The 23,244-nt window shown below is 39.4% G+C and carries 18 protein-coding genes and 2 tRNA genes; 11 read left to right on the top strand and 9 right to left on the bottom strand.

Annotation, left to right across the window (positions count from 1 at the left end; translation table 11 throughout):
• Positions 1 to 116 precede the first annotated feature (116 nt).
• Together C4F40_RS09020 and C4F40_RS09015 are read left to right on the top strand one after the other, a co-directional pair.
• Positions 117 to 1,739 (top strand): glycoside hydrolase family 43 protein, encoded by a 1,623-nt coding sequence (locus C4F40_RS09020; RefSeq protein WP_196938992.1) that lies wholly within the window; start codon positions 117 to 119, stop codon positions 1,737 to 1,739.
• Positions 1,740 to 1,818: 79 nt separating this feature from the next.
• On the top strand, positions 1,819 to 2,799 hold the full coding sequence (locus C4F40_RS09015; RefSeq protein ID WP_231389974.1) for a pectinesterase family protein: 981 nt from the start codon (positions 1,819 to 1,821) through the stop codon (positions 2,797 to 2,799).
• Positions 2,800 to 2,845: 46 nt separating this feature from the next.
• Here the strand turns inward: C4F40_RS09015 and yidC are convergent, their stop codons facing one another.
• Together yidC and C4F40_RS09005 are read right to left on the bottom strand one after the other, a co-directional pair.
• Entirely contained in the window at positions 2,846 to 4,645 is a 1,800-nt protein-coding gene (gene yidC, locus C4F40_RS09010; RefSeq protein ID WP_196938990.1) for a membrane protein insertase YidC, read from the bottom strand.
• A gap of 41 nt (positions 4,646 to 4,686) precedes the next feature.
• Positions 4,687 to 6,291 (bottom strand): CTP synthase, encoded by a 1,605-nt coding sequence (locus C4F40_RS09005; protein WP_196938989.1) that lies wholly within the window; start codon positions 6,289 to 6,291, stop codon positions 4,687 to 4,689.
• A gap of 694 nt (positions 6,292 to 6,985) precedes the next feature.
• On the opposite strand from C4F40_RS09005, the gene C4F40_RS09000 reads away from it, so the two are divergent.
• Positions 6,986 to 7,972 (top strand): potassium channel beta subunit family protein, encoded by a 987-nt coding sequence (locus tag C4F40_RS09000; protein WP_196938988.1) that lies wholly within the window; start codon positions 6,986 to 6,988, stop codon positions 7,970 to 7,972.
• Between the two features lie 90 nt (positions 7,973 to 8,062).
• Here the strand turns inward: C4F40_RS09000 and rplS are convergent, their stop codons facing one another.
• Positions 8,063 to 8,410 carry a 50S ribosomal protein L19 gene (gene rplS, locus C4F40_RS08995; protein WP_196938987.1) on the bottom strand — a complete coding sequence of 116 codons (348 nt, stop codon included), beginning with the start codon at positions 8,408 to 8,410 and terminating at the stop codon, positions 8,063 to 8,065.
• 302 nt (positions 8,411 to 8,712) lie between these two features.
• On the opposite strand from rplS, the gene C4F40_RS08990 reads away from it, so the two are divergent.
• Positions 8,713 to 8,786 (top strand) — tRNA-Pro (locus tag C4F40_RS08990).
• Positions 8,787 to 9,056: 270 nt separating this feature from the next.
• On the opposite strand, the gene C4F40_RS08985 is transcribed toward C4F40_RS08990, so the two are convergent.
• A complete protein-coding gene (locus C4F40_RS08985; RefSeq protein WP_196938986.1) occupies positions 9,057 to 9,515 on the bottom strand; it encodes an Lrp/AsnC family transcriptional regulator in 459 nt (152 codons plus the stop codon).
• A gap of 184 nt (positions 9,516 to 9,699) precedes the next feature.
• On the opposite strand from C4F40_RS08985, the gene C4F40_RS08980 reads away from it, so the two are divergent.
• Both C4F40_RS08980 and C4F40_RS08975 read left to right on the top strand, forming a co-directional pair.
• Positions 9,700 to 10,767, top strand: coding sequence for a PLP-dependent cysteine synthase family protein (locus C4F40_RS08980; protein WP_196938985.1), 1,068 nt, complete (start codon positions 9,700 to 9,702; stop codon positions 10,765 to 10,767).
• Positions 10,768 to 10,894: 127 nt separating this feature from the next.
• A complete protein-coding gene (locus tag C4F40_RS08975; RefSeq protein ID WP_196939305.1) occupies positions 10,895 to 12,589 on the top strand; it encodes a protein-disulfide reductase DsbD family protein in 1,695 nt (564 codons plus the stop codon).
• Positions 12,590 to 12,636: 47 nt separating this feature from the next.
• Here the strand turns inward: C4F40_RS08975 and C4F40_RS08970 are convergent, their stop codons facing one another.
• Together C4F40_RS08970 and C4F40_RS08965 are read right to left on the bottom strand one after the other, a co-directional pair.
• Positions 12,637 to 14,808, bottom strand: coding sequence for a S9 family peptidase (locus tag C4F40_RS08970; protein WP_196938984.1), 2,172 nt, complete (start codon positions 14,806 to 14,808; stop codon positions 12,637 to 12,639).
• A 44-nt stretch (positions 14,809 to 14,852) separates the two neighbouring features.
• Positions 14,853 to 15,593 (bottom strand): 3-keto-disaccharide hydrolase, encoded by a 741-nt coding sequence (locus C4F40_RS08965; RefSeq protein WP_196938983.1) that lies wholly within the window; start codon positions 15,591 to 15,593, stop codon positions 14,853 to 14,855.
• A 333-nt stretch (positions 15,594 to 15,926) separates the two neighbouring features.
• Between C4F40_RS08965 and folB the strand changes: the two genes are divergently transcribed.
• The 5 genes from folB (at position 15,927) to C4F40_RS08940 (ending at position 19,070) form a co-directional block, all read left to right on the top strand.
• Positions 15,927 to 16,289 (top strand): dihydroneopterin aldolase, encoded by a 363-nt coding sequence (gene folB / locus C4F40_RS08960; protein WP_196938982.1) that lies wholly within the window; start codon positions 15,927 to 15,929, stop codon positions 16,287 to 16,289.
• A 141-nt stretch (positions 16,290 to 16,430) separates the two neighbouring features.
• Positions 16,431 to 16,874, top strand: a complete 444-nt coding sequence (locus C4F40_RS08955; RefSeq protein WP_196938981.1) for an Hsp20/alpha crystallin family protein — start codon at positions 16,431 to 16,433, stop codon at positions 16,872 to 16,874.
• A 145-nt stretch (positions 16,875 to 17,019) separates the two neighbouring features.
• Positions 17,020 to 17,331, top strand: coding sequence for a 50S ribosomal protein L21 (gene rplU / locus C4F40_RS08950; RefSeq protein ID WP_196938980.1), 312 nt, complete (start codon positions 17,020 to 17,022; stop codon positions 17,329 to 17,331).
• Between the two features lie 43 nt (positions 17,332 to 17,374).
• Positions 17,375 to 17,638: a 50S ribosomal protein L27 gene (gene rpmA, locus C4F40_RS08945; protein ID WP_136820188.1), complete on the top strand. Its 264-nt coding sequence runs from the start codon at positions 17,375 to 17,377 to the stop codon at positions 17,636 to 17,638.
• A 151-nt stretch (positions 17,639 to 17,789) separates the two neighbouring features.
• A complete protein-coding gene (locus C4F40_RS08940) occupies positions 17,790 to 19,070 on the top strand; it encodes a DEAD/DEAH box helicase (RefSeq protein ID WP_196938979.1) in 1,281 nt (426 codons plus the stop codon).
• An 85-nt stretch (positions 19,071 to 19,155) separates the two neighbouring features.
• Here C4F40_RS08940 and C4F40_RS08935 read toward each other — a convergent pair.
• From C4F40_RS08935 to C4F40_RS08925, 3 genes are all read right to left on the bottom strand, one after another.
• Positions 19,156 to 19,229: transfer RNA gene (locus C4F40_RS08935), tRNA-Ala, on the bottom strand.
• Positions 19,230 to 19,308: 79 nt separating this feature from the next.
• The gene (locus tag C4F40_RS08930) at positions 19,309 to 21,222 is read right to left on the bottom strand and encodes a DUF3857 domain-containing protein (RefSeq protein ID WP_196938978.1); all 1,914 of its coding nucleotides are present in this window, start codon (positions 21,220 to 21,222) and stop codon (positions 19,309 to 19,311) included.
• Complete coding sequence (locus C4F40_RS08925) at positions 21,215 to 23,194, bottom strand: DUF3857 domain-containing protein (RefSeq protein WP_196938977.1); 1,980 nt, start codon at positions 23,192 to 23,194, stop codon at positions 21,215 to 21,217. The genes C4F40_RS08930 and C4F40_RS08925 overlap by 8 nt, the downstream gene beginning before the upstream one ends.
• Positions 23,195 to 23,244 lie beyond the last annotated feature (50 nt).

Raw genomic sequence — 23,244 nt, 5'->3', positions numbered from 1 at the left:
GGTATGGCTTTTTTGTATTCAGATGACAACGATTGCGTAAAATTAATTGCGAATAAGAACTTATTGATTTAAATTTGAGATGCAACCGATTGCATTTTTTATAAACCAACGTTGTCATGAATATAAAATTAATAGTAAGTTCCTTAAGTATGCTTCTCACAGGAGCAGTTTATTCTCAAAACTATATTTCTCCGGTCTGGTCTCCTGATTTGGGTAATGGTAAGTACAAAAACCCTGTCATAGATGCCGATTATTCGGATCCTGATGTGACGAGGGTAGGTGATGATTATTATATGATCTCTTCTAGTTTCAACCATGCTCCTGGGTTACCGATTCTGCATTCCAAAGATATGATCAATTGGCGGATTATTGGCCATGCGTTGCAGCGACAGATCCCCGAAGATATCTTCAAAAAGGTACAACATGGTAATGGGGTATGGGCGCCTGCAATACGTTTTCACCAGGGCGAGTTCTATATTTATTATCCAGATCCTGACTACGGTATTTATATGACGAAGGCAGCAGATCCAACAGGAGCTTGGTCAGATCCAATATTGGTGTTTGAGGGAAAAGGACTTATTGATCCTTGTCCTTTTTGGGATGAAGATGGTAAAAATTACCTTGCTTTTGCTTATGCTGGCAGTAGGGCTGGTCTCAAAAGCGTGCTGGCTATTGCGAAGTTAAACGATACCGGAGACAAGGTACTGGATAGGGGAGTGATCGTGTACGATGGACATGTGATCGATCCTACGATTGAGGGACCGAAAGTGCATAAAAGAAACGGTTATTACTACTTATTTGCTCCGTCTGGTGGTGTTGCTACAGGCTGGCAATTGGTTTTGCGATCTAAAAATATATACGGGCCTTACGAGCGTAAAGTGGTGATGGAACAAGGAAAAACAGTTGTAAACGGTCCGCATCAGGGGGCGTGGGTAGATACGCCATCGGGTGAAGACTGGTTTTTCCATTTTCAAGATAAAGATGCCATGGGTCGAGTAGTGCATTTGCAACCCATGAAATGGGTTGATGACTGGCCGGTGATAGGTGAAGACAAAGATGGCGACGGAATAGGGAACCCCGTACTGGAATATAAGAAGCCGAATGTAGGGAAAGACTATCCAATAAATAATCCGGTCGAGTCGGATGAATTTGAGACACAGCAACTTGGACTCCAATGGCAATGGCAGGCAAATCCAGATGGGACCTGGTTGACCCCTAGCCACAATGGTTATCTCAGGCTTTATTCGCAGCAGCTTCCCACTGATTTTAAGAATATGCTGGATGTACCAAATATATTGACACAGAAATTTCCGGCCGAGAATTTTAAGGCCACAGTCAAGGTAAGACTAGTTGCCAATGAAAAGGATTTGAATGAAAAAGCGGGGTTCATCGTGGTAGGGGAGGATTATAGTCAATTATATATCGCAGGGACTATCGATCGATATGCTCTTTTTCACGGTATGTGTACGAAAGGCTTGTCCGGAAAAGCCGAAAGTGTAAGGCAAGTTACGGCCATAGACTCGGGATTCATTTACCTGCAGGTAAGGGTGACGGATGGCATAAACTGCAATTGGTATTATAGTGTAGATAATAAGAAGTACAACAAAGTGGGGGAAACGTTTAAAGCAAAGCCGGGTAAATGGATTGGTGCTACATTGGGATTGTATGCTACGCGTGAACAAACCATAAATGATTCTGGTTTCGCCGAAGTGGATTGGTTTCGAGTAGATAAATTATAGAAAAGATCTATTTAGTAGATTGCGCCTTAGTTGGAAAATATTGATGTTGGATAATATGTATATATAAAATATGAAGGAAATGCGAAGTTTTATGGTTTTTTTTCTGATGTGTTACGCTAGTGTGGCATTAGCAACAACGGATCAGATTGTGGTCGATCAGGGAGGTAACGGAGATTTTAAAACGATTCAAGAAGCCATTAACTCTGTTCGTTCTTTTCGCGAGGAGCCGATCAAAATATGGATTAAAGCGGGTACTTATAAAGAGAAGGTTGTGATTCCATCTCATCTTCGGCATATTATTCTTGAAGGAGAAAACCGCACGAATACGATAATCACATTTGATGATTATTCGGGGAAAATAAGGCCTACTCCGGATGAATGTGGATTGACAAAATTCGGAACATTTAGTTCATACAGTTTTCTTGTTTTGGCAAATGATGTTACGATTAGGAATTTAACGATTGTCAATTCGGCCGGTCCTGTAGGACAGGCGGTTGCGCTGCATGTCGAGGCAGACCGAGTTTCAGTTGTTAATTGTACAATTTTGGGACACCAAGATACCTTGTATCTGGGGAAAGATCGAAACCGCAATTATTTCTATAGGTGTAAAATAGCGGGTACAACGGATTTTATTTTTGGTTCTAGTACTGCATTTTTTGAGGAATGTCAAATTGAAAGCTTACGCAATTCTTATATCACTGCTGCGTCAACGACCAAAGAAAGTACTTACGGTTTTGTATTCGTTAAATGTCGACTGACGGCTGCGGATGCGAATGTGAATAAAGTTTATCTCGGAAGACCTTGGCGTCCTCACGCAAAGACAGTTTTTATAGACTGTTTTATGGAAGGGCATATATTTCTAGACGGATGGGATCCGTGGACGGGAGATAAGATGTTTCCGGATAAAGTACTTACGACCTATTACGCAGAACTGGGATCCACAGGCCCGGGCGGAAACGATGTGTCAAAAAGGGTAAATTGGTCGCATCAGTTGTCACGATCCGAAGAAGATCATTATAGCATCGGTAGTATTTTCGGAGATTGGCTACCTCAAAATTAGTTATTAAAAAGAAAAAGGCTCGTAGAGCCTTTTTCTTTTATATATATTACTTATTTACTTTTTTTTGCTGATTAGCTTGCTGCTGTCTCATCATATCTTCCATCCGTTGTTGGAACGATGATTTCTTCTGAACTTTCGGATTTTTCTTGTTATTCTCTAATTTTGCTAAAATTTTGTCATCATCAATGAATGAGCGAATAAGAACCTGTGTTAGGAACGTAAAGACGGCGCCGAGGAAATAATAATAATTTAATCCGGAAGGGAAACTGTTCAGCATGAAGAAGAAAAGCAACGGCATGGCATAACCTATATATTTCATTTGGTTATTAGCAGCAGCTCCCGAAGTTGCATTATTGTACCAAGTGGTTAATAATGTGGTCAATGTCATTAAGATACACATTAAAGAGATGTGACCGACTCCAAAAATTGGGGAGAACGTGATAGGCGCATCGTAGGTTGACAAATCTTTCATCCATAAGAAACTTTCTCCCCTCAATTCAAACAGGTTAGGGAAGAAAAAGAAAAAAGCTAAGGTAAATGGCATCTGTAAAAGCATTGGTAGACATCCACCCAGGGGATTTACTCCTGCCTGCTTGTACAGTTTCATTTGCTCTTGTTGTAAAAGCATTGGATTATCATCACCGACTTTTTCTTTAATCACATCAAGCTGCGGTTTAAGGACACGCATTTTGGCCATCGAAAGATAAGACTTGTAGGTCAACGGAAACATCAATCCTTTTAACAGCAAGGTTAGAATTAGGATGACAATCCCGTAACTCATTTTGAATCCATCGAGAAAATCAAAAAGAGGAACAGTGAGGAATCTATTAATCCACGATATAGGTCCCCATCCCATATTGATAATATTTTGGTAATCATTTCCTTCGGCTTTTAAGATCTTGTACTGATTGGGGCCAAAGAAGAAATTAAAATCATACTGGTTATTCCCCTGTGTATTAAAGACCAAGTCAGCTGAGGTTTTGTACGTCTTTACTACGCTATCGACCGTATTAAACGTTACATTCAGTTCCGTATTTTCAAAAGATTGTTTTGAAGACAGAATAGCAGAAAAGAAATGCTGTTTAAACGCTATCCATTGTACTTTTTCTTCTACTTTTTCGTCATCATCTCCAGATTCGGAAAGATGGTCTACAGAACCTTCGGAATCCTTATAGAATATAGTTGATTTTTCCCTTTCCGATTTTACATTAAGTTCTTTTTGAAGAAGAGAAGCTTCCCAATTGAGCGTAATCGATTTTTGTTTGATATCAACTAGATTTTGAATACCTACTGCGTTTACCTGAAGTCCTACGTTGTAGGTATTAGGTTGCAAAGTGTATGTATAATCAATATATTGATTCTCATTGTAATTTAGTCGAAGAGTTACTGCAGTGGCTGAGGGATTGCTTACCGTAAAGTATAAATCGTTTGTATTGATGTTTTCTCCATCGGCTTTGAAGATAAATCCAAACTTGTTGTTTTCGCCCTCTAAAATATACAAAGGGGTTTCGTTATAGTTTGTTTCATTCTTAAGCTGTACAGATTTTACTTTACCTCCTTTAGTGGAAATTTCTGCTACCAGCAATTCATTCTCCAATTTGACAAGTTGTTCTTGTCCAATTTTTGTTGCACCAAAAGGTTTTTGTAATGCCGCAGAGTCTACTGTTGCTACAGCATTAGTGGTACGTGTGGTATCGGTAACGACGTTACCTTCCCTTAGGTTTTTTAACGAATCTTGTAATACTTGTTCTTGCTTAATTTCCTGTTCTGAAGGTTTCATTAAGTAAAATGAACCCGCAAAAATTGCGAAAATGAGTACTAATCCTATGATATTATTTCTATCCATTTACTATTTTTTATTTCTAATATCTTTATATTTATTAATGTTTACTTCTTATTTACCAAACATGCGGCTACAAAGCTAACAAAAAGTGGGTGAGGATTTGCCACTGTTGATTTTAATTCTGGGTGAAATTGACCTGCTACGAAAAACGGATGATCTTTTAATTCTACTATTTCAACCAATCCAGTGTCAGGATTGATGCCTGAGGCAATCATTCCTGCTTTTTCGTAATCTTTTAAATAATCGTTGTTAAATTCATAGCGATGGCGGTGTCTTTCCGAAATTTTTGCTTTGCCATAAATGCCAAATGCTTTGGTTCCTTTTTTGATTTCACAGTCATAAGCTCCTAAACGCATAGTGCCGCCCATATTTTTGATGTTTTTTTGTTCTTCCATCAAGTTAATAACAGGGTTTTTTGTTTTATCGTTCATCTCGAAGCTGTTTGCGTCTTTAAGACCTAATACATTGCGGCCAAACTCGATGACGGCACATTGCATGCCCAAACAAATGCCAAAAAAAGGTGTTTTATTTTTACGCACGAACTCAATCGTTGATAATTTTCCATCTAGTCCGCGTTCTCCGAATCCGGGAGCTACCAAAACACCATCTAGGTTCTTTAACTTATCGGCTACATTTTCATCGTTAATACTTTCCGCTGCGATATATCGGACTTTTACTTTGGTCTCGTTAGCAGATCCGGCATGTATAAATGCCTCCGCAATGGATTTATATGCATCCGGAAGTTCAACATACTTGCCCACTAAGGCAATATTGACTTCGTTTGTTGGATTTTTTAATCTTCCTAAGAAATTTTTCCAGTTTTCTAAATTAGGTTCGTTCTTGGTAGATAATTTGAGTTTAGATAATACTGTTTTATCCAATTGCTCTTTTAGCATTAATAACGGAACGTCGTAGATTGTACGCGCATCAATTGATTCTACTACCGCATTGATATTTACGTTACAAAATAACGCAAGTTTTTTACGAATTTCCGGTGTTAATTTGTGCTCTGTACGGCATACTAAAATATCGGGTTGAACACCATATTCCAATAAAGTTTTGACAGAGTGTTGGGTAGGTTTTGTTTTTAATTCGCCCGCAGCAGCCAAATAAGGAACTAATGTTAAGTGGATAACTAGCGAATCATTATTGCCTAGTTCCCAACGCAACTGGCGCACGGCTTCGATGAAAGGAAGTGATTCGATATCGCCTACTGTTCCTCCCAACTCGGTAATTATGATGTCGTATTCACCTGTTTGACCCAAAAGCTGCATGCGACGTTTGATTTCGTCGGTAATATGCGGTATGACTTGAACCGTTTTCCCCAAATAGGCACCTTCTCTTTCTTTTTCGATGACATGCTTATAGATACGCCCTGTCGTGACGTTGTTTGCCTGAGAAGTAGGTACATTCAAAAAACGTTCGTAGTGTCCCAAGTCAAGATCTGTTTCCGCACCGTCTTCGGTTACATAGCATTCCCCGTGCTCGTAGGGATTCAATGTTCCTGGATCAATATTGATGTAAGGGTCGAATTTTTGAATGGTTACTTTAAAGCCACGTGCCTGTAGAAGTTTGGCTAAGGATGCAGCAATAATGCCTTTCCCTAACGACGAGGTTACGCCGCCCGTAACAAAGATATATTTAGTCATAGCAATTATGGATTTTTAACTAATGTTTGGCGCTTTAGAGCTCCAAACATCTGCCTTATGTACGGGATACAAAGGTACGTATTTTTTTGATATATTTTGAATCAAATCAATATTGTTGTCATTTACGAATGATACACGAGTGCGATATCTTTTTATAAAATTGCTTAGTGGAAAGGTTCCAAGAGATTTAGTATGGCCGATGTAAAATCTGTTTCACCGAATAGGGATATACCTTCGATGCCGTTTTTTTCAAAGCCTTATGGCTTTCCTTAGTTCATCTCCTTTTTCTTTTAGAAAGGCAGTTTTGAGCCCGGGATTTATTTTCAAGATATTTCGGGACATCCGGGTGTGAAGGACGGAGGAATCTATAATAATCTACAAAATCGGACGGCCATAGCACTTGTCCCCAATCGTTTCGTCCGCTTTTCCGTCTATGAAAATGCGTTCATTCGTTTTTAAGGCCCGATATTCTTAGTGTATGTATTGCATTTCTGCGATTTTATCTATTGAGGACTGGGCAACTCCTCTAGGTTTATTGACGCCTATAAAATAAAGAGTTAGATTCGGATGCTATTCATAATGTTTGAAGATGCCGCTTAAATGATTTAGGGTATCTATTGTAATAATATTTTCTATAAAAGCATTAGTCCTTTAATTTTAATATACTAAATTTAGGTCACTAAAAATTCAAGATATGGAGTATAGAAGAATGGGAAGGAGCGGTCTGCAATTGAGTTTACTGTCATTTGGTTCATGGGTTACTTTTGCGCGACAAACCGACGATAATATCAATGATAGACTAATGTCTATTGCTTATGAAAATGGTGTCAACTTCTTTGATAATGCCGAAGTGTATTCCGCCGGTAAGTCGGAAGAAATGATGGGAAGAATATTGAAAAGGAAAGGCTGGGATAGGAGTTCCTTTGTGCTTTCTAGTAAAGCTTTTTTTGGTTGGAAGGGGGAGGGTAAGAGGCCCAACCAACACGGGTTAAGTCGAAAACATTTAATGGAAGCCTGTGATGAAGCTTTACAAAGATTACAGGTGGAATACCTTGATCTATATTATTGTCATCGCGCAGATAAGAATGTGCCGATCGAAGAAGTGGTGCGAACGATGAATACGCTGATACAGCAAGGTAAGATATTTTATTGGGGCACAAGTGAATGGTCTGCGGCTGAAATTATGGAAGCACATATGATCTCGAGGGAATTGGGCTTGGAAGGGCCTGCGGTAGAACAGCCAGAATATAACTTGTTTAACCGGCGGAAGATGGAATCCGAATTCTTAAGTATATTTGATAATATAGGGATGGGCACTACTATATGGAGTCCGTTGGCTTCGGGACTCTTAACCGGAAAATATAATAGCGGGATTCCTGAGGGATCACGTATGTCTTTAGAGGGATACGAATGGTTGAAGGATAAGGCATTGCTGGAGGATAAGATTTTGCGAGTGAGGGAATTGGGTGATTTTTCACAGGAACTGGGCGTTTCCTTGTCGACACTATCCATTGCATGGTGTATTCGGAACCCAAACGTAACTACTGCGATATTGGGTGCAACTAAAGAAAGCCAACTGTTGGAAAACTTTAAGGCTTTGGAAGTTTTATCCGTATTGACAACAGAAGTGATGGAAAAGATAGATGATATTATGGGGACCAAACCTGAGGTAGTTCGCTAGATAAGTAGGTATAATAATGACTTTCAAAATAAAAAAGGATGTAATATTGATTACATCCTTTTTTATTTTGAAGTAGTTTCGTACTAAAAATTAAACGCGTCTAGTTTTGATACGTGCAGCTTTACCAGTAAGACCACGCAAATAGAATAATTTAGCACGACGTACTTTACCATAGCTATTTACTATAATTTTTTCGATGTTTGGCGAATTTACAGGGAAAATACGTTCAACACCAACGCCGTTAGAAATTTTACGAACGGTGAAAGTGGCGTTGGCACCTTCGCTGTTTAATTGGAGTACTACACCTTGATACACTTGAACACGCTCTTTATTGCCTTCGCGAATTTTATAATGAACGCTGATGGTATCTCCTGCTTTGAAAGCGGGATTTTCATTTCTTACGACCGCTTGTTCTTCTACAAATTTTACTAAATCCATGATTTCGAGTAATTATTAACGATTTACATCCTGTAAAAATCGGAATGCAATATTACAGCTTTTATTTTAATTTAAAAAATGTATTTTAAAATACTTTCCGCTCCCTTTTGGAAGCGACTGCAAAGGTAGGAAAAAAAATATTTTTTTTATAAATAATTATGATATGTTTTCAACATCGTAAATGAAACGTTGAAAAAAATATTTTACAATGAATCAGGGTGTTAATGTGAATGTTTGTCTTTGTGCTTGACAAAATCATTTTTAGCTGTATATTTGTGCCACACAAAAAAAGTGATACCTTTCGGGGTGTAGCGTAGCCCGGTATCGCGCCTGCTTTGGGAGCAGGAGGTCGTAGGTTCGAATCCTGCCACCCCGACAAAGAAATAGTCTGACGAAAGTCGGACTATTTTTGTTTGTGGCGGGATGAGAACCGTGGTTCGATCGGCAGGAGGCTTCAAGGCCGTGTTGGGGAACCGAGGGGGCTGAGCCAATCCTGCCACCCCGACAAAAAAGTCTGACGAAAAGTCGGACTTTTTTAGTTTTTGAGTTTGCCGATGCGAACAGGTGGTTCGATCCGAAGAAGGCCGGTGGTGCATGATTGCTAGTAATCGCTTGATAAGGTAATAATGAAGATACTGCTATTTTTTTAAATGGAATAAGCCGTCTCGCTCTTAGTTTCGGAGAGTACAAAATAGGTTTGTACGGTATTTACCTGAGGCAAGACTGCTAATTTATGTCGGAGAAACATGTGGTAGGCGTCCATGTCTTTCGTAGCGATGCGCAGCATAAAATCATAGGATCCTGCCATTTGATAGCATTCCATTACTTCAGGGAACTTCGCAACATCGCGTTCAAACTCATTTAGTACTTCGGCCGTATGTGCTTTAAGGAAGACCTGCGAAAAAGAAATAAGGCCGATTCCTATCTTATGCCTATCCACGATAGCTACGGTCCTTTTTATATAACCTTGCACTTTGAGTTTTTTTACCCGCTCATGAATAGCAGCTATTGACTTGTGTAATTTGAAAGACAACTCTTTATTACTTAGTGTGGCATCTTGCTGAAGTAAACGAAGTAGCTTTATGTCTGTATCATCTAATGGCATAAATGTATTTTTTCTTGGTACTCTACTAAATTATATATTTTTTATGAATAATTTACTTTATTAAGGTAATTATTCCGTAAAAATTATCGAAAATATGCGTATATATTGAATATTGTCTTGTTAAACTGCAATTTTGTTGACGATATAATGGAATGGGTGTTGGTAATTTAAAATAAAAACGCAAATGATAGAAGAAGTGATAAGTAAGTGTCTTTCTCCCGAATTGGATAGTAGATTTAGACACTTGTGGTGTTTGGTGGGTAATACACCTATGTTGGAGTTGCAGTATCACTATAAGGGGAAAGCTGGAAAGATATACGTAAAGTGTGAAAACTATAATCTCACGGGAAGTATAAAGGATCGTATGGCCTTATATATTCTCTATAAGGCATATATGAACTGTCAGATCAGCCCCAAGGATATGATTGTGGAAGCAACAAGCGGCAATACGGGTATTTCTTTTTCGGCGATTGGTAAAGCATTGGGACATCAGGTAAAAATCATTATGCCGAATTGGCTGAGTAAAGAGCGTATCGACATCATAAAAAGTATGGGGGCTGATATACAGCTAGTCAGTAAAGAAGAGGGAGGTTTTCTTGGGAGTATTAGGTTAAGCGAGGAGTTGGCCGCAAAGGGAGGTGTGTTTTTGCCGAGACAATTCGAGAATGAATTCAATGTGGAGGCGCATGAATTGACCACAGGAAAAGAGATTGTATCTCAGCTTTCGTCGGTCGGGCTGGCGGCAGATGCTTTTGTGGCAGGAGTAGGTACCGGTGGTACGGTGATGGGGGTAGGTAGGCAGCTCCGGAATAGTAATCCGTTTGTTAGAATACATCCACTTGAACCTGCGGAAAGTCCGACATTGACGACGGGCTATAAAGTAGGTTCTCACCGTATTCAGGGGATTTCAGATGAATTTATTCCTGCTATTGTAAAGCTGGATGAAGTAGATCACGTGATCAAAGCCTGTGACGGTGATGCGATTATCATGGCGCAGAAATTAGCAAAGGAACTGGGGTTGGCTGTAGGAATCTCCTCTGGTGCTAATATTATCGGTGCGATTAAATTAAAAGAAGAGCTTGGGGATGATGCCGTAGTGGTAACATTACTCTGCGATGATAATAAAAAATATTTAAGTACTGATCTCGTGCGTGAAGAACCGGTTAAGCCGGGGTATGTGTCTACTGATCTTTCGTTTACAGGGTATTTGCCGATTAGTAGACTGGAGAAACCATTGATCGGTGTACGATAATATATAACCGTTGTTTCAACCTAAAATTACAAATTTTTAGGTATTGTTTGTGTGAGGGGTATCCGATCAGGAGTATGATCGGTGCCTCTTTTTTAAAATATAAAATCAACCAAAAAAGCATATTATGATGAAGATAGTTTTTCAAATTTTATTAACGGTGAGTTTTCTGTTTCAGGGAGGTGCTTTCGCGCAGGAGGATAGTTTGGTTTCGTTTGACGATATTGAATTTTCGGAGGGAGTTCAGGATACGGAAGGGCTGATCAATGTTTCTGATGAGGTGGTTTTCTCCGATGGCGCTGATACTGCGTCGTTCAATGAAGGTGAAGGTGATGCTGCGGTGGTTGCACAGGTGCCGACTGAGCAGGCAGAGAAACAATCATTGTGGGCAATATTTATCGCGGGATTAATCGGCGGATTTGCGGCATTCCTGATGCCCTGTATTTTTCCGATGGTACCGTTGACGGTAAGTTTTTTTACTAAAAAGTCAGGTAGTAAGGGTAAGGCGGTTTCTCAGGCTTTATTATATGGTATATTTATTATTGTTATTTATGTTGCCTTAGGGATGTTGATTACCATGGCATTTGGTGCCGATGCATTAAATGCACTTTCTACGAATGGTGTTTTTAATTTTCTTTTCTTTCTATTATTGGTTGTTTTCGCAGCTTCCTTTTTTGGTGCATTTGAAATCACCCTGCCTAGTTCTTTTGTCAATAAAATTGATGCTAATTCAGACAAAGGTGGTTTGGTAGGTTTGTTTTTTATGTCGGCTAGTCTAGCAGTAGTTTCCTTCTCTTGTACTGGGCCGATAATCGGTACGTTGCTGGTAGAAGCTGCTACGAAAGGGGAGCGACTAGGTCCTGCAATTGGTATGTTCGGTTTTTCTTTAGCATTGGCCGTGCCTTTTGTATTATTTGCCATGTTTCCTTCCATGATGAAGTCGCTGCCCAAGTCAGGTGGATGGCTCAATAGTGTGAAAGTAGTGTTAGGATTCCTGGAGCTTGCCTTGGCTTTAAAATTTTTGTCTAATGTTGACTTGGCGTACAATTGGCAATTATTGGATAGGGAAGTGTTTCTTTCGTTATGGATTGTCATCTTTGGATTGATGGGATTGTACCTTATTGGTAAAATCAAATTTTCACACGATAGTCCGTTAAGTTATTTGTCCGTTCCCCGAACGATACTGGCCATCGTTGTTTTTTCATTTGTAGTATATATGGTGCCGGGTATGTGGGGAGCACCACTGAAATCAATAGCCGCTTTCTTGCCGCCGATAGGTACACAGGATTTTGATATTTCGACTGTGCATAGCATGGGCGGTACGCATACGGCAGATGCCAGTGGTCGTAAACATTATACGCATTTTCACAGTAGGGCGACGATTAAAGGGTTTGATCCGTATTACGATTATGAGGAAGCCCTTGCTGCGGCGAAAGCGCAAAACAAACCCTTAATGATAGATTTTACGGGATGGACCTGCGTCAATTGTCGTAAGATGGAGGCGGATGTGTGGTCTGATCAAAAAATAAGAAATTTGATTAATCAGGAATTTATTCTAGTAGAATTATATGTGGATGAGCATGATTTAAAGCTTCCGGAAGCGGAACAATATATTTCTCCACAAACTGGAAGGAAAATAAATACAGTTGGTAAAAAGAATACAGACTTTCAGATCAGTAAGTTCGGTAGTAATTCTCAGCCGTTATATGCGTTGGTGGGCAATGATGGTGAGCTGCTTGTGCCGTCAAGTGGTGCAAACTATGCTATTGATCAATATGCTGCTTTTCTGCAATCTGGTATAAAGGTATATCAAGATCGAAATTGATAATAGTGCGGAGAGGAATAGAAAAAGCGAGCTTATGCTCGCTTTTTCTATTTAAGATGTAAATCAAAATACCTTGCTATTTTTTCATAGAGGTGAATGCGATCCTTACCGCCCACGTTGTGTTCATGGCTGGGGTAGAGGAAGTAATCCACTTGCTTCCCCGCTTTGATGCATCTTTCAATGAAATCCATGCTATGTTGTTGCACGACTACTGGATCTTGTGCGCCGTGGATAATTAAAAGATTGCCTTTTAATTGATCTGCCTTATTCAGGAGAGAAGTCTCGGCGTAGCCTTCAGGATTTTCCTGGGGTGTATCCATATAGCGCTCGCCATACATCACTTCATAATATTTCCAATCTATAACTGGGCCACCGGCGACAGCAGCCTTAAAGGTTTCGTTGTGCTTGGTCGTAAAAGAAGTTGCCATATAGCCGCCATAGCTCCATCCGAATATACCCATGTTTTCCGTGTCTACGTAAGGGAGGGACTTGAGGTATTCGATGCCTTTTAGTTGGTCTTCCATCTCGGCTTCGCCCAGGTTGCGGTGTGTGACACGGGTAAAATCTCTTCCTCTTGCATCCGATCCTCTATTGTCTAAGGTGAATACGACATATCCATTCTGTGCCATGTAGAGATCAAAATATCCTACACCTCCAAGCCACCTATCGGTAACTAATTGTGCATGTGATCCCCCGTATAGGTAGACCATAACAGGGTATTTTTTTGTCTTATCAAAATTCAGCGGGTAAGTGATCCTTGCATTTAAGGGTGTCTTGCCATCCGGAGAGATGAACTCTTTGAATTCAATGTGGGGTAGGTTTATTTTTCCGACAAATGGATTGTCTGCCTTAATAATAGGGAGCTCCTTTTTGTCTTTCGTTTGAATAACCTGAACGACATTTGGTGTATTTAAATTGCTATACTGATCTAAAATAAAATTGCCGCTCGAGCTCACTGACGCTTGATGTACACCATTTGCTGTTGTCAATTGGGTAGTTTTGCCCGATTTTAACTCCACTTCAAATAGATGTCTTTCCAATCCGTTCTTCGCTGCTCCTACATAGTAGGCCTTTTGGCTTTTAGCGTCAAATCCTTTTAGATCGGTGACGATAATGTCTTGATGCCCTAGGTGTCTGACTAATGTTCCGTCTGTATTATAGAGGTACAATTGGTTGTAGCCATCTTTATCGGTTTGATAGAGAAACTGTGTGTTGTTTTTTGGAAGAAAAGTAAGCGGATGCTGAGGCTCAACCCAAGTGGAAGATTTCTCTTCAAATAGTGTTTTTACAAACGCTCCGGTATTGGCGTTGTACTGGTTGAGTTTTAAGTGATCCTGCCCGCGATTTAATACTCCAACATAGATGAACTGACCGGTTGGATCCCAGGTGACGATGGTAAGATATTGTTCTTTGGGTTCTCCGGTCTGCAGGGTGATGTGTTCGTTTTTATCCGTGTCGAAGATAACAAGAGTCACTTCTTCACTCTTCATTCCGGCCATCGGATACCGGATGTCTTTTACAGTTGCCACGCGTGAATCCCATTGCGGAAGAGGATACTTAGATACCATTGTTTCATCTTTTCGGTAGTACAGTAGCTTTTTGTTGTCGGGGCTCCACCACATCCCTTTGTTAATGCCAAATTCTTGTCGATGTGTGTAATCACTTCCGTTCACAAAGCCATCTACCGTGTCCTTTGTTACTTGTACCTTTCTTCCGGCTCCATCTATGATTTCAATGTTATTGCCTACCAGATAGGCTATGCTACCGCCGTCATTTCCGTATTCTGTATTGGACACGCCGGAAGGAACACTGCTTTTTACTGTAGCTTTTTGGGATTTGGTATTGTACTCGATTACATACGAGTTGTTCGCTCCCTGCGTGGAAAAGGATAATACCTGATCTCCTGTCCAGGAGTAGTCGAAAGGAATGTATTTCAGTTCAATTTTTTCTTTGGGTAGAATGGAGGTAACGGCCGACTGGATTTGGCCTGTTGCAACTATGTTCTGTGGCGACCAATTTCCTTTAGAGGAGCGGATAACCAAGTTCTGGTATGTACTATCAAGATGTGTGAATGCATCTTCCGTGTGCATCCATTTTTGTGCTATTAATGTTTTTGGAGAAAATTTTCCCGGACCGTAAACGGTTTCATCTATCGTGAAGTTTCGTTGGCTATAGGCTATGCTTGGACCTATTAAAAACAGGATTAAGAGTTTATTCATATATTCTTTTAAAAATCTGAACGAAATTAAGAATTATTCCGGTTTTATAGTTTCCGTAGCCAGATATTCCGAAACTGCACCAAGTCGCCATGATCTTGCAATACGATGGGGCCGGCACCATGCGCAACGACCTTTGGCATTCCAATGTATTCTGTGGTTCCGGCTATCTCTGTATTGTATTGGACGAGAACACCGTTGTGGATTACCGTGACGCTACCTTTTTGGATCCGAATGCCGTCACTATTATAACGGGGTGCTGTGTATAAGATGTCGTAGCTGTGCCATTCTCCGGGATTTTTCACTGCGGTGACCAAAGGAGGTTGTTGCTTGTAGAGCGAGCCTGCTTGCCCGTTTACATAGGTTGGGTTGTTGTAATTGTCTAAAACCTGAATTTCGTAGTATCCTTGTAGGAAAATACCACTGTTTCCTCGTCCTTGCCCTTCGCCTTTGATTACATCGGGACTTTTCCACTCGATATGTAGTTGAAAATCTTCAAAATTTTCCTTGGTACGAATGTTTCCTGTTCGTGGTCTCACCTGTAGAATCCCTTTTTCGATTTGCCAATTGGCTTCTTTTGTGCTGTCATTTTCACTACTCCATTGCGAAAGATCCGTGCCATCGAAAAGTGTAATTGCATCGCTCGGTGCCTGATTGGCGGTGGTCGTGACGGTGCGGATTTTAGGCTCATAGAACTCGGTGTCTTGGGGCTGGAACTTGGTCTGTCCGCTACCACATAAAAACAGCCCCGATAGTATAAGTGTCAGAAAATAAGATTTATTATGCATATGGATTGATTTTTTATAAACTTAGATAATTTTGTTTTTATCGGCAATGATAATCGAGTGGAAATACATTAAAAATTATCTGAATGTACGAATCGACATGGAGGTTACGAAGAACTGCATCGAGATTGAGGCATCCTTTATGCCGAACGGTGAGTAATCGCTTACCTTGAAAAAGTGGGTTTGAAGCAGGTAACGTTCTACTGCTATCGCCTTCCGAGATATACTTTAGGCATTTAGACAGGCAATAAAAATAATCATGAAAAATTCAAATGCATTTTTCATGAATACAAGGAATTTTTGTGCGGTGCTTTCGGATTTTTTGTATATTAGATCATGGTTATACAAAAGGTAGCCCTTACTGAGGTCCGTTTTTTTTCGCCCATCGGCTTTTATGAAGAAGAGCAATTGTTGGGTAATGAATTTTATATAGATGTGGAAGTTTGTTTTCCATTTGAAAATCCAGATGCCGAAGATTTGAAAAATACGGTCAATTACGAAGAATTGTATCAGGTGTTGGTAGAGGTGATGTCTCCAAAGAGAAAGCTGTTGGAGTCTGCTGCTGAAGATATTCTAGATCTGGTGCGTAAAAAATATAACTTCGTCTCTGGTGTAGACGTTTCTATTCGAAAGACAAATCCACCTTTTGGAGGCGATTTAGCAAACTCCAAAGTCTCCTTGCATTATACTCGTGATTAGCGGAGTGTGTGACTATTTGTCTTTTGTTTTTGGTTGAAAGTGACATTTTGTCTATTTTTTTTTCACAAAAATGTATTTGGTATATAAATTGAATGATTCCAAGCGTTGTTAAATTTATAAAAATAATAGGAGGATAATAAAATGGCATTAATCAAATTTCCAACCAAAGCAGTAAATACAGACGGTGTAAATCCTTTTGTAAACAGTGTATTCGACAATCTCTTCAATGATTCATTTATCACAGATCGTTTAGTAACCCGTGTTCCTGCTGTAAATATTACAGAGACACAAGACGCATTTAGTATTGAATTGGCGGCTCCGGGTTTGCAAAAATCGGATTTCAAAATTAACGTCGATAAAAACGTTATGTCTATTTCTGTAGAGAAGAAAGATGAGCATGAACTAGAAGATAAATTGTACAGTAAGAAGGAATACAGTTATACATCTTTTACTCGATCTTTTACCTTGCCTGATACGGTAAACTACAGCCACATAGACGCGAGTTATACAGATGGTATTCTCCATGTTAAAATAGGAAAGAAAGAAGACGCTATAGTCGCAAAAAGATTGATTGAAGTGAAATAAGGGGCAGGTAATTGGAGGAAAGGGCCTCTGCAAAAGCAGAGGCCCTTTTACATACAGGAAACGGAGTTTAAAATATACTTGCAACTGTAAAAATAAACTTCTATCTTTGCCGTTCAATAAATATTAACAAAATATATTAATAACAATGTACGCAATAGTAAATATAGCAGGGCAGCAATTTAAGGTTGCAAAAGACCAATATCTTTTTGTGCACCGTTTACAAGGAGAAGAAGGCGCTAGTATTGAATTTGACAACATATTGTTAGCAGAAGATGGTGGTAAATTTACTGTAGGTACACCAAGTATCTCAGGTGCTAAAGTTTCGGCTACGATTTTGTCTCATTTAAAAGGTGATAAAGTTATCGTTTTCAAGAAAAAACGTCGTAAAGGTTACAAAAAGAAGAACGGTCACCGTCAACAATTTTCCAAAATCCAGATTACTGGTATCAGTTTATAATTGAATTTTTAATCTGACGAAAGTCATAAATTAAGATAAAAAAATGGCACATAAAAAAGGTGCGGGGAGTTCTAAGAACGGCCGTGAGTCACACAGTAAGAGATTAGGTATCAAAATTTTTGGTGGTCAAAGAGCTATCGCTGGTAACATTATTGTTCGTCAACGCGGTACGCAACATAACCCTGATGCTAACGTAGGTATCGGTAAAGACCATACATTATACGCTTTAGTGGAAGGTACTGTTGTTTTTCGCAAAAAAGCGAATAACAAATCTTATGTTTCGGTACTTCCTGTTGAACAAAACTAAGAAGAGATACTATACGATTTAAGGCCGTTAAGTTTTTGCTTAACGGCTTTGTTTTTTTGAATAGCCTTTAAAGGCTATTTCGTGCCACTTTCACACGGATTTGAAAGTAAATATTCACTAGACAGTATATATATTGTCTTAAAATTATTGAATGACAACTTTCAAAGATTTAAAGGTTAGTGCGCCCATTCTTGCAGCACTTGACACATTAGGGTACAAAACGCCGACACCGATACAGGCTGAAGCGATACCGGAGGTACTAAAAGGGAGAGATTTACTCGGCTGTGCACAGACAGGAACAGGTAAAACTGCGGCATTTGCCATTCCTATCCTGCAACTACTAAATAATACAAAACCGCAAGGTCAAAAAAGAGGCACTATTCGTGCCCTGGTACTCACCCCAACCCGAGAATTGGCGATTCAGATTGATGAATCCTTTCAAGAATATGGTGAAAACCTAAAATTAAAACATGCTGTTATTTTCGGTGGCGTAAATCAATTTTCACAAGTTAACCAAATAAAGGCGGGGGTTGATATTTTAATAGCCACTCCGGGAAGATTATTGGATTTGATGAACCAGAAAGTACTGTCTATTCACCAAATTGAAATCTTCGTGTTAGATGAAGCAGACCGTATGCTGGACATGGGCTTCATTCACGATGTGAAAAAAGTATTGCAGGTCATTCCGCAACGTCGTCAAACTTTGTTTTTTTCGGCGACGATGCCGAAGACGATCCAAAGCCTTGCCGATAGTATATTGCACAACCCTGTAAAAGTAGAAGTGACACCGGAATCTACAACAGCTGAAACTATTCAGCAAACGTTATACTATGTCGAGAAAGCGAATAAAAATAAGGCACTTTTGCAATTGTTGAAAAATGATGTTAATGATAGTGTTTTGGTTTTTACGCGTACGAAACATGGTGCGGACAAATTGGTGAAGTTTTTGTTTAAGCATGAGATTTCTTCTGCGGCTATTCATGGTAATAAATCTCAAAATCAACGTCAACGTGCACTAGAAGATTTTAAGAATAAAAAAATAAAGGTATTGGTGGCTACGGATATTGCGGCGCGGGGAATCGACATTGACTTATTGAAATATGTTATCAATTATGAAATTCCGAATGTGCCGGAATCTTATGTGCATCGTATTGGCCGTAGTGGTAGAGCTGGGGCAGAGGGATTTGCGATCTCATTATGTGATGTAGAAGAAATTCCATATGTTCAAGATATTGAAAAAACAATAGGAATAGCACTTATGGTAATGGAGATGGACGGTGTTACGATGTCACCCAGTTTTGTGGCGAAATCGTCCGTAAACGTAAAGAGCGGCAAAGGTGGTAAAGATAAACCAGCCGGGGGAGGAAGGTCTGATAATCGACCTCATAGAAACAAGCCTACGAGTAAAGAACGAAGAAGAAGACAAGCATAGGTTTGCTATTTGGTAAATGTGTGTGTAATATAAAAGAGAAGAGGGATTGCTACGAAAGCAATCCCTCTTCTCTTTTAAAACGGGGTGGAGAATATCGGATTCGAACCGATGGCCTTTTGGCTGCCAGCCAAACGCTCTAGCCAACTGAGCTAATCCCCCTTATATTCTACAAGTATAGATAAATTCAATTTTATATGCAAGTTGATTGCCTTATAAAAGTAAATTATTCACAGATTACTTATTCGTTTATAGCAAGAGGAAGATTGTATTTTCCTTTGTCCGATGCCGAAACCTCTTTCATGAAATCGAAATATTTTTGGTAATCTTCTGTGGCATAGAGGCCTTCCTTGATTTCCAGTTTTCTGTAAAAATGAATACGGTTGTTCTCTTGTTTTATAGCAAGATTGTATGCTCCCATTGGGCTTTCCAAAACTTTATTTACAGGCATGATTTTTCCTTTGATGTCTTCTGAAAGTTCGAAGGTCAATTCATCAATATCGGTGTACCCCCGATTAATATAAAGTTGGTTTTTGCGGTTTCTAGATTCTGGAATCGACCGTGATATATTAAAAATATTTGGATGTATAATGATGTTGTTACCGTTTTTTACAACATAACTCTTAATGTTGATATCCAGTTTTTCGATTACAACCGGGCCATTTGTATCGCTGATTTCGTAATTTACTTTATTGAAGTATATATTGTCTACATCATAATACTCTTTTAACGTTTTATTTTGATCAATCGGATTTTTGAAAACGTTGCTAAAATGATTTTCAAACTGAGCCCCACTAAAGGTTGTTTTGATTTGTCCCGTCACTGTTCCGTCGGGTTGCACACGGAGGTCTGCATTTCTGATTTGTAGATTTTGCGTCCAATTGTATTTCGGTGTGCGAAGTACTTTCCCCCCTTCTTCGGTACAAGCCAGTACGAGCCTGTCATCGGTAAAATCTCCAAGAAACCCGAAAGGTTGTTTTTGGCTTGTGCATTCAAGCCATGTCGTATCGCCCTCAAAAGGTATACATAGGATGATGTGATTACCGTCTACCGCATTTGCAAATTCGGTATCTAGACTCATCTTTGTATTGCCTGCTTCTACGATGCAGTAGTAGGAGGGGATGTCTGCTTCGTCCAAGAGGGCTTGCATATAGTTTACTAAGGCTTTACAGTCTCCATAACCTAATCGTTCCACATAAGATGCCGGAAATGGTTCTAAACCACCTATTCCCACCTGTATGCTAATGTATCGTGTTTTGCTTTGCATGTATTCGTACAGCGCTTTTGCCTTGGCTTTCGGTGATTCAATACTTTTGATGATATCTCGTACATTGTTTTTCGCAATCTGTGAAAGGTCTTTTTTATCTTTTAATAGGTCGTCATATACCCATTTTCCAAATTGTTCCCAATCGTTTACTTGGCCTTCCTTTTTGTAATATTTGAACTGTTCGGGCACGACTTTTACACATATTCCTTCAGCATATTCTATCGGTGAAAATGGTTCGTCTTTACGTGCCGGAAGATTAGTCGCTGTCCAGATATAGGTTTTGGATTTATCTGTTGTTTCTATCTTCGCCTCAGCAGGGATATTTTCTGTTTTGATACGTAGCGCTTGTTGGGGTTGACATTGAAATTGATAACTGCTCTTCTCAACAGCCAGATCGGAGTAGTAATTGGGTCTCCAATACGGAATAAAAAGATTCTGACTATGTTTTATTTCATATGAATAAACAACGGTGTATGGATAAACCGATATGGATGGCTGATAATGTTTTACACGAATATCATCATACATGCTCACTTGTCCTGTAGCGCTGTAATCTTTAAAATCTTTTAAGCTAAATTTATTCATTTGAATACCAAGTTCATTGTACACAGCACCCTTCACCTCTTTTACAGATTTGCTTTTATCATAAAACAAAAGCAATTCGGCATGGGTTTCACCGGCTTTATTTAGGATGGTGATTGCCCGGGTCACGGATTCGATTATGTTGGTCTCGTTTCTCATGTCAAGAGTGATGAATTCATGTCGTACTATTGCCGTGGCGCGACTTTTTAATTCAATAGGTATCTTTTCGATAGCATACTCTTGTCCGACAAGATTATACTGGATAAATAAAAGTGATAAAAAGGTTAAAATTGATTGGTTACTCATTGTTGTATTTTAAAATATAATCGACTTTTAAATGTTGGATAGCTCGTGAAAATAGTTCCTTTAAAAAGAAATATTCGTCTGTATTGAATACGGCTTTGTTTAAAGAAAGGCTCTGTTGGATCATCAACACGTTATTATCTATACTGTTTTTATACACATATCTAGCTGCGCCGTCGGGGAGGGTAAGATTAGCGGTTTTTGGACCGGATTGAACCGTGATTCCCTCGGGTAGCACGATACTGAAATTATGTTTTTCTTCCCGTTGGGAACCAAGATCTACGGGGTATGTTCGATCGTCTAAATTAAATGGATTTCGTGTAATACGATCGATAAAGATGGGATTGAGGTTGAAAACAGTTTTAGGTTGGATGTGGCCGTTTCCAACGTCGACTATTACATCAAATTGCTCGGATAATAGCAGATCCAGATTTTCCAGGTTCTGTATATTTAAATTTGTTAACGATATATTGGTCAATCGTTCGTCCAATTTTTCTTCGTACTCCGTAACGGATGGATAGCCTGATATTTCTTTTCTCTTACGAAGTGCATCTAACCCATCGTATGTTATTGTCAGACTACCAATCAGTTTTGTGGAGAGGTCTAATTCACCATCGAAAGAATAGGACGTTAGGGATTTAGTCTTGTTTTCTAGGGGTATCCACTCTGATGATTTCCGTGAAAAAATGATACGTCCTTTTTCATTGATACAGCGTAGGGGTAATTCGCCAAAGGGCAGGAAATTTTCGCTCGCATCTGCGAGAATGGTCTCATTGTCGAGTTTGACGCCTACAATAACATAGTTAAAATCGGTCAGAACTGGATGAAGCGAATTTGGAAGGCTATTTTCACGTGTGGAAACAAGTACAGGGTAAGCTTCTATATTTGCGGCATTTAAGGCTGCTATAAGCGAAAAATTTATGTCAGCGACATTGCCTGATCTTTTTTCGTAACTTTCTTCCACACCGAATTGACTATATTTCCCATACATGTTATTCCATTTTATCCTGGCCTGTATATGGGAGTAGATCGATTTCGCTTTCAGGCGTAGGTCTGTTTGTGATAGTATAGAGTCGGGAAGAGCTTCAAGAAAGAATTTAGTTTTTTTGATTTGGCCACCAAATTCCTTCTCGGTCATCAATTCGCGGTCTACGTCGCTCCATTTTTTCGTATAGGTTTGTTTAGCGCCATTCAAATGCTGCGCTTCTTCCATTTCAAAATTGATGGCAGAAATGTAGTTTTGCGGAGATAGCATATAGTCCTCTTCTTCAAAGGCGGGTATATTTTTCATGGAGTAAGTCAATTCAGAACAATCGGCTTTTGCTCCTCCGACCCGAAAACATTCCCGCAGCACTTTGGATTTTACATCTTCCAACTTCAGGGCTCCCCGAAGGGTCACATTGTATTTGTACAATGCCGGAATTATTGCAGTATAGGTACTTTTAAGTTTTGGAATATCGGACTGAAATTCCCATTTTTTATAATTGAAAATATTGGGTGATATAATAGTATATTCGATATCAATAACTGATCCTTCGCGTACATCAGGTAATGTGAATTTGCTAAGTTTGACGAATGGAGTTTTATTTTCTGTATAGATATCCTTATTCTTAAGCTCAGAAATGTTAATCTTATTTTCTGTTAGGTTGTACGTTTTCGCTTTTATATCTTGTATTGTCTCGAAGTCGCCGCCATATTTATAAAGGGGAAGTGAAAAATTGGCCTTATCGTAACCTTCCTTTTTGTTTATTTTAATTCGGATAGCATAGCGGTGCAAGACACGTATGGATCTCTCGGCTTCTACTAGGTCTATTGTTGTTTTTCCCAATTCTGAAATGACTACAGCGCGTGCATTGCTATCGAGCTGTGTGTAATCGACCGAAAAATCGCGGTGTCTAATTGGATCAAGCTCGACAAGTTGTCCGAAAGAAGAATGGCTAAATAATACGCCTAAAAGGAGAGATATAATCCTCATACAGGTTCTAACATAAGTTAATAATGAGGAGGAAAGATAAGAATTATTTA

Origin of the sequence: Sphingobacterium pedocola, from assembly GCF_015209965.1 — a bacterium.
Lineage (GTDB): Bacteria > Bacteroidota > Bacteroidia > Sphingobacteriales > Sphingobacteriaceae > Sphingobacterium > Sphingobacterium pedocola.
Note: the sequence above shows the minus strand (reverse complement) of the source record. Positions and strands in the feature narration are given on the sequence as shown.